The organism is Thermococcus sp. PK (assembly GCF_000430485.1).
In the GTDB taxonomy this organism is placed as follows: domain Archaea; phylum Methanobacteriota_B; class Thermococci; order Thermococcales; family Thermococcaceae; genus Thermococcus_A; species Thermococcus_A bergensis.
In genome coordinates this window covers 84235-91378 of record NZ_KE387150.1, presented here as the reverse complement: position 1 = coordinate 91378, position 7144 = coordinate 84235, and the positions used below count along the sequence as shown (strand labels likewise).

Genomic DNA, 7144 nt, shown 5'->3' with positions numbered 1-7144 from the left:
AATATTAGAGACTCAGTCAGATACTCTGCTGAGTTGAATGGTCGCTTGCACAGGTGGAGTTTTAGGAAGCTTCAATCCATTATTGAGTATAAAGCCAAGTTGAAGGGTGTGAGTGTGGTTTTTGTTAATCCTGCTCGCACTTCATCCCTGTGCCCGATATGTGGGGGGAAGCTAGTCCCGAATGGGCACAGGGTTTTAAAATGCGAGTGTGGTTTTGAGGCTGATAGGGATGTTGTTGGGAGTTGGAATATTCGTTTGAAAGCCTTGAAGATGTGGGGAGTTTCCGTTCCCCCCGAAAGCCAGCCAATGAAGACGGGAGGCTGGAAGCCTACCCGTTATGAAATTAACACTTTACACGCACTTTACGGGTAGGCAGAACGGCTACTTCCAGCTCTGTGTTAGAAGGGTTGGGAGAATGACAAAATACATGCATAAGCTCAAAGAGGGTGACATAGTTGGGATTAGAGGTCCTTATGGCAATGGCTTTCCAATGGAAAAGATGGAAGGTTCAACTTTAGTTCTCGTGGCTGGAGGATTAGGAATGGCTCCCCTTCGCTCAGTCCTGTGGTATGCTCTGGATACAGGGAAATACGAGAAAATCTACCTCTTCTACGGCACAAAGGCCTATGAGGATATTCTCTTCAGGGATGAAGTGATACACCTCCTCAAACATGGAGAGGATATGAACTGTCATGTGAAGCTTGCCTACGAAGTGGAAAGCCCTTCATGTATATACCTAGAGAAAGGTTATTCGCCGAGAGTGTGCAAGGGAGTTGTCACAGATCTCTTCAGGGGAGAAACCTTTGACGTCGAAAACACCTATGCGCTAATCTGCGGCCCACCGGTGATGTACAAATACGTTATCAAGGAGCTCTTGGATAGGAAGCTCTCCCCGGGAAGGATTTACATGACCCTCGAAAGGAGAATGCGCTGCGGAGTTGGAAAATGTGGCCACTGCATCGTGGGAACGAGCACCTCTATTAAATACGTGTGTAAAGACGGCCCTGTCTTCACTTATTGGGATGCTTTATCTACAAGGGGGCTGATATGATGCTTAAGCTTGGTGTTTTTGAGCTGACCGATTGTGGGGGATGTGCCCTCAATATCCTCTTCCTCTACGAAAGGCTCTTTGATCTCCTCGAATTCTACGAGATAAAGGAGTTCCACATGGCTTCGAGCTTTAGAGAGCATGATACCCTTGACGTGGCTATAGTTACCGGGAGCGTATCAACTCAGAGAGACCTTAATTTGCTCCACTATGCGAGAAACCACTCCAATTATCTCATTGCCCTTGGGACGTGTGCCACCCATGGAGACGTTCAGGCGAGTGTTGAGGGAAAAATAAGGGAAAAGCTTGAGAGGGTTTATGGAACGAGAGCAAACCCAATGAAAGCGTTGGACTCAGCTCCAATTGTTCAGCACGTCGCTGTTGATTACGCCTTGCCGGGTTGCCCTTATGATAAGGATGAACTTTATCAGGTGCTCATGAATTTGGCAAAAGGTGTTGAGCCACCTACAAAGGACTATCCGGTCTGTGTGGAGTGCAAGCTCAATGAATACGAGTGCGTCCTCGTTAAGAGAGGCATTCCCTGTTTGGGTCCGATAACGCTCGGCGGATGCAACGCTGCATGTATAAAATCCCACCTTGGCTGTATTGGGTGCAGGGGACCTCTACCGAAGGAAGCAAACCCTGCAAGTGAGTTCGAGATTCTCAAGGAGCTTGGCTATGACGAGGAGTACATCAGGAGAAAGTTCAAGACTTTTGCAAGGGGTGAGCTGAGATGGTGAGCATTGAAATTGAGGCATTTACAAGAGTGGAAGGGAATGGAGGAGCGGAGATTATCATTGAGAACGGGGAAGTGAAGGACGTAAGAGTAAAAATATTTGAAGGGCCAAGGTTCTTCGAACTCCTCACCCTTGGAAGACACTACTGGGATGTGCCGGATTTAGAGGCTAGAATATGTGCAATCTGCTATCTCTCGCATTCAGTCGCTTCAGTTCTTGGAATAGAGCGGGCTCTGGGAGTTGAAGTTCCAGAGGAGATAATGCTCCTAAGAGAACTCGGCCTTCTAGGAGAACTCATCGAAAGCCATGCTTTACACCTGTACCTCTTAGTGGCCCCAGACTTATTTGGCTATGCTGACGCAATAAGAATGGCTAGCAGACATGGAGAGGTAGTAAAAGAAGGCCTTACAATCAAGGCGTTTGGCAACTACATCCGGGAAGTTATTGGTGGAAGGGAGATACACGGCATAAACGTCAAGCCCGGTGGATTTGGGAGATATCCAACAATAGAAGAGCTTGAAAGAATGGAAAGACAAAGTGAGGCATTATTAAAGCTCGCAAGGAGGGCAGTGGGCATATTTGCGGATCAGGAGTATTTGGGAGCAAAAGCAGAGCATTACGTTGCAGTTAACGGCTACCTCTATGGGGATAAACTTATCGCGGACGATGAAGGGGGCTTTGACTACTTTGAACACATAGAAGAAAAAACTCTGCCCTACAGCTTTGCAAAGCAGAGCAGGTACAAGGGAGAAGTATTCATGGTGGGGGCCCTTCCTAGGGTAATGCTGAAGCACGAAGCCCTCACCCCGATGGCAAAGCACCTTTACGAAGAGTACAAAGAAAAGCTCTCTCAGGGATACGCAAGCTTAAACAATCTGGCTCAAGCCATTGAACTTGTATATGCCCTTGAGAGAACAAAGGAAATAGCTCAAAATCTCCTCGACAGAGGAATTAAAGGTGAAAACGTCCCAGTAGAGCCTCGGGAAGGAGAGGGAATCGGATACGTGGAAGCACCCAGAGGTGTTTTGGTGCACCACTACAGGATTGATGAAAAGGGCAACATAGCGTATTCCAACATAATAACTCCAACCGCGTTTAACCATGCCATGATGGAGCTCAGCCTTTACGAAGAGGCTAAAAAGAGATATGGAAGCTCAGATGAAGTGACTTTCCTTCAGAAGCTGGAAGAGACTGTAAGGGCATTTGACCCATGCATTTCCTGCTCTGTGCACGTTGTTAGACTGTGACTCTTCTTTTTATTTTTGTAGTGCAAAAGTGTTATATATGCAAAGAGCATTGACTTAATTATAGAGGTGAGAGTTTTGGAATCTCTGGAAGAAGTTTTTAGACTCATTGACAAAATAAAGTTTGGTGAGATTGCACTCGTTGAGTACCGCAGGTCTTTCATACCCGAGTTCATGACCCTTGGGCTTCTATACTACGGGAAATCGAGGGGTTTGCCGGTTATAATTGATGATAACTTTGATTCCCTTCACGTTATCCAAAAGCATCTTGAATTTCTTGGTATTAATGAGGACTTTAGAGATGTTCTTGTTGTTAAAACCGGTGGAAAAAGGAACGTTGGAAACGTTGTTAAGAGAATAGAGTTTGTCAGCGAGCCGGTTATATACATAAGAAATTATGAAGAGGAAGGGAGAGCAGTCTTTTCACAGGTTGAAAACTCCATAAACATTGTCCTTGGCCTTGAAAGGCTATTTTCGTTTGTTTCATCAATATCAGAATTCTATGCTTTTATCCTTGCGATTCAATCATTCCTTGAAAATGAGAAGCGGAAGGCATTTTATTTGGTGAATAAGGATATTGCATCCTCAGCTAAGTTTAACCCTCTGCCGGAACTTGAGAGGGTATCAACCACGCTGACCTCCTCCCCGCCCTGAAGGGCGAGGGTTCCAACGAGTTAACCCCTCGCCATTGGCAGGGAGGTTTGAGGGGTTTCATTTAGACCCAAGTTAAAGCGGGTCTTCGACCCCTCGGGGAGGGTCTTCCCCCCGTTACCCCTCCTCTGAGCATAAAGGCCGCCCAGATTCGGGGTTATCTTTTCCACAGCCTTCTTTAAAATGTTGAAAGCACCAATCAAATCCGCGTTAAAGTCAAGCCCCGTCGCGGGACACTTAAACAAACCACGAACAAAGCGGGCCCCCTCGTGGGGCTTCCCGCAAACGGGGCAGGTTTTTGAGGTGAAAGCCTCATTAACAACCTGAACAACGATGCCATATTCCTCAGCCACTTCCTTGAGCCTTTGAATCACAGTATTGAACCGCCAGACGTGGGAGAGGAGGAAGTTCTGCCTCTTGCCTTTCTCAGAGTTTCTGGCAATCCCCTTCGGGTAACCTACAACAATCCTCGAAACTCCGAGGTGGTAGAGCTTTTCAACGGTCTGTCTTACTGCCGTGTTGATGTAATGCTTTGCTTGAAGTTTAGCCTTCCCGTGCATTCTTTTGAGTTTTCTACTTCTCTTCGCTCCCGACCTGTTAAGTTTTGACTGATAATCCGCAATCCTCTTCCGCCAGTAAAAGGCTATTGATTTTAATGGCCTGCCGTTCACGAGGAAGCTTTCACCGTTCTCAACGTAGACCGCCATTAGATTGTTCACTCCCAAATCAATTCCCGCTGAAAGGTCGCCCAATGGTTTCCTTGGAACTTCAATCCACTCGCCTCCAATTAGTTTCTCCTCGACGGTAATGCTGATGTGGGCATACCATTTCCGCTTAACGGTATCGTAGGTTATTTCCAGCCTTCCTTGTTTGCCTTTGAGGTGTATTTTCCCCTTAAACTGGACTTCGAGGCGTTTGAACTTGCCGAGGCCTTTGAGAATTAACCTGTTGCCCTCAATCTTGTATTGGTCGTTCCTGAGTACGATTAAAGGTTTTCTTTTCCCATCGTCTTTCAAGTAGTTCGGTGGCTTCGGCTTCAACCACTCGGGCAGTTCTCCGTTCCGCTTATTCCTTAAGAGTGAGAAGAAGCTCCTCCAGCTTTCAGCATTCTTCCTGCAAATTTGCTGGACTGTTGCGGAGCCGATTTCCTTTTTGAATTCTTCATAGACGATTTTCTCCGTCCTGTTGAAGTCCACTGGTTTACCCTCGAAGAATTCCTGCCTGCGAAGGTAGTTTATCTGGTTCCAAACTTTAGCCCCAATGTCAGCTAACTCGAAGAGAATTCTCTCGGTTTCTTTTGAGGGCTGGAGTTTGAGCGTTACGCTCCTCTTCGTTTCAACTCACGCTCCCATTGGGTTTCAACGTAGTGCTTCACAATCTCGTCCGTTATGTAGCCGACTGAGGCGACGAAATAGGAGCGAGACCATAACCTACCGTGTGTCGTCTTGCTCCTCAGTTCTGGAAACTCTTGGAGGAGTTTTCTGGCGGTTTTGCCTTTCAAGTGGTTCACTATTTGGGCTGGCGAGAGGTTGGGCTTTGCCTGAAGGAAGACGTGAACGTGGTCGGGCATTACTTCGAGGGCAATAACCTCGCACCCGATTTCTTCCGAGTATTCTTTGAACATTTCTTTGAGTCTCTCGACGACTTTTCCGGTGAGAATGTCTCTCCGGTATTTTGGTATCCAGACGAAATGGTAGGTTATGAAGTGTTTTGCGTGTCTTGTTCTTTTGATTCTTGGTGATTCGGGTTTCATTGTGAACCCCTTAATGTATGGTCTGCATTATTGCTTAAATGCTTTTCGCTTTCCTGTTTGAGGGCTGTTGGGTAGTTTACTGCATCCCCGCCCTAAAGGGCGAGGCTTTCAGAAGAAAAAGTAAAGGCGAGATAACAAAGTATGTTCAAGATGAAACTGCGATTGCGGAAACTGCTGTATTCTGTATATTCCCATTCAACACCGAAATGATTACAGTTGATATGTATGCCAAGATGCTCTATGCTGCGACGGGTATTGAAGAGTTTAGGGATCCAAAGTACCTCTGGCTTGTCGGAGAGAGGATATTCAACCTCGAGAGAGCCATAAACGTTAGAGAAGGCATTGATGGAAAGTACGACAGGATGCCTGAAAGGATTGTGAAAGAGCCCGTGCCGAGAGAGCCTTCCAAGGGGCAGGTATTTGAGGAGGAGATTCTTCTAAAAGACTACTACAAAGCCAGGGGCTGGGACGAAAACGGGGTGCCGACAAAGGAGAAGCTCAAGGAACTCGGGCTCGATGAAGTTGCAGAGCAGCTTTGAATTTTTCAATTTTCCCAATTTATTTTGTAGGTGAGGCTATGAAGGTGTTTGTCAAGCTTGTCGCTCAAGTTGCTGGAGAAGTGGATAAACCTGAATTCTGGGTCTTTCTTGAAGATGGCTCTACTCTAAAGGATCTCCTGCAGAAATTAGAAGCTGAAAAAGGGATTAAGGTAGATTTTAGCAAGAAAGACGTAGTGATTCTAATAAACGGCCGCTCTGTGGAGTTCCTGGGGGGCATTGAAGCTAAGCTTAAGGACATGGATAGAGTTATAATAATGCCCGTGGCCGCAGGAGGATGATTGGACTTTGTTGGTGCCAAGTGAGCAATACCCAATTTTTCTTCCTGAACCAAAAGCTTAAACTATAGCCGGTACTATCTTACAATGGTGAGATTATGAGAGAGGCTATGTACTGGGAACCCTTAGAGGGCAACAGGGTGAGATGCCGCTTATGTCCCTTAAACTGCATTATAGATGAGGGGCGGAGAGGTTCCTGCAGGGTCAGGAAAAACATTGGAGGTAAACTTTACACGCTCAACTATGGAAAGGTATCCTCTATAGCCGCTGATCCGGTTGAGAAGAAACCCCTTTTCCACTTCTATCCGGGCTCCTGTGCCTTCTCCATAGGTACCGTGGGATGTAATATGCACTGCCTCCACTGCCAGAACTGGGAGATAAGCCAGGCAGATGAAACCTTTCCTTACCTTGAGGAAGCCACTCCAGAAGCCATTGTAAGGCTGGCAAAGCACTATGAATGCGAGAGCTTAGCCTACACCTACAACGAGCCGACGGTGTGGTATGAATTCGTTCTTGAAACTTCAAAGCTTGCCAAAGGAGAAGGCCTGAAGAACATCCTTGTGACGAACGGCTACATAAACGAGGAACCCTTCAGAGAACTTGCTCCCTATATAGATGCCATGAACATTGACATAAAGGCCTTCCGTGATGAGTTTTACAGAAAGATTTCAAAGGTGCCAAGTTTGGAGCCAAGCAAGAGAACTGCGGTTATAGCCAAGAAGGAGTTTGGGATTCACGTTGAGCTTACTTACCTCATAATACCCACGCTGAACGACAGCGAAGAGGAAATAAGGGCCTTTGCACGGTGGGTTGTTGAGGAGCTTGGTGGTGATACACCAGTGCACTTCTCACGCTTTTTCCCGTACTACAGGCTCC

General features: G+C 46.6%; 9 protein-coding genes and 1 pseudogene. 8 read left to right on the top strand and 2 right to left on the bottom strand.

Translation table 11 applies throughout. The features are described from left to right. The 5 genes and pseudogenes from THEPK_RS08575 to THEPK_RS08555 form a co-directional block, all read left to right on the top strand. The coding region (locus THEPK_RS08575; RefSeq protein ID WP_042701024.1) for a zinc ribbon domain-containing protein at nt 1-372 on the top strand (372 nt) is incomplete at its 5' end. A gap of 16 nt (nt 373-388) precedes the next feature. Next, nucleotides 389-1051, top strand: a pseudogene (locus THEPK_RS08570) (iron-sulfur cluster-binding protein); the annotation flags it as partial. Next, a complete protein-coding gene (gene shyD / locus THEPK_RS08565; protein WP_042701023.1) occupies nt 1048-1788 on the top strand; it encodes an NAD(P)-dependent hydrogenase/sulfhydrogenase 2 subunit delta in 741 nt (246 codons plus the stop codon). The pseudogene THEPK_RS08570 and the gene shyD, both read left to right, overlap by 4 nt. Beyond that, complete coding sequence (gene shyA / locus THEPK_RS08560) at nt 1785-3032, top strand: NAD(P)-dependent hydrogenase/sulfhydrogenase 2 subunit alpha (RefSeq protein ID WP_042702180.1); 1248 nt, start codon at nt 1785-1787, stop codon at nt 3030-3032. Before shyD ends, shyA begins: the two co-directional genes overlap by 4 nt. A gap of 66 nt (nt 3033-3098) precedes the next feature. Beyond that, nucleotides 3099-3683 carry a DUF257 family protein gene (locus THEPK_RS08555; protein WP_394296068.1) on the top strand — a complete coding sequence of 195 codons (585 nt, stop codon included), beginning with the start codon at nt 3099-3101 and terminating at the stop codon, nt 3681-3683. Nucleotides 3684-3703: 20 nt separating this feature from the next. Here the strand turns inward: THEPK_RS08555 and THEPK_RS08550 are convergent, their stop codons facing one another. Beyond that, a complete protein-coding gene (locus THEPK_RS08550; protein ID WP_052315877.1) occupies nt 3704-4963 on the bottom strand; it encodes an RNA-guided endonuclease InsQ/TnpB family protein in 1260 nt (419 codons plus the stop codon). A 35-nt stretch (nt 4964-4998) separates the two neighbouring features. After that, the gene (gene tnpA / locus THEPK_RS08545; protein ID WP_042699144.1) at nt 4999-5433 is read right to left on the bottom strand and encodes an IS200/IS605 family transposase; all 435 of its coding nucleotides are present in this window, start codon (nt 5431-5433) and stop codon (nt 4999-5001) included. A gap of 38 nt (nt 5434-5471) precedes the next feature. On the opposite strand from tnpA, the gene THEPK_RS08540 reads away from it, so the two are divergent. The 3 genes from THEPK_RS08540 to amrS all read left to right on the top strand — a co-directional run. After that, nucleotides 5472-5972 carry an aldehyde ferredoxin oxidoreductase C-terminal domain-containing protein gene (locus THEPK_RS08540; RefSeq protein ID WP_042701017.1) on the top strand — a complete coding sequence of 167 codons (501 nt, stop codon included), beginning with the start codon at nt 5472-5474 and terminating at the stop codon, nt 5970-5972. A 38-nt stretch (nt 5973-6010) separates the two neighbouring features. Continuing rightward, entirely contained in the window at nt 6011-6271 is a 261-nt protein-coding gene (locus THEPK_RS08535; RefSeq protein WP_052315931.1) for a MoaD/ThiS family protein, read from the top strand. Nucleotides 6272-6366: 95 nt separating this feature from the next. Beyond that, nucleotides 6367-7144: AmmeMemoRadiSam system radical SAM enzyme (gene amrS, locus THEPK_RS08530; protein ID WP_042701021.1), on the top strand; the 778-nt coding region annotated here is incomplete at its 3' end.

What these genes read in the sequence shown, in the direction of transcription:
- shyD (WP_042701023.1), top strand. Translation starts at nt 1,048, where the DNA reads ATGATGCTTAAGCTTGGTGTTTTTGAGCTGACCGATTGTGGGGGATGT.
- tnpA (WP_042699144.1), bottom strand. Translation starts at nt 5,433, where the DNA reads ATGAAACCCGAATCACCAAGAATCAAAAGAACAAGACACGCAAAACAC.
- THEPK_RS08540 (WP_042701017.1), top strand. Translation starts at nt 5,472, where the DNA reads ATGCTTTTCGCTTTCCTGTTTGAGGGCTGTTGGGTAGTTTACTGCATC.
- THEPK_RS08535 (WP_052315931.1), top strand. Translation starts at nt 6,011, where the DNA reads ATGAAGGTGTTTGTCAAGCTTGTCGCTCAAGTTGCTGGAGAAGTGGAT.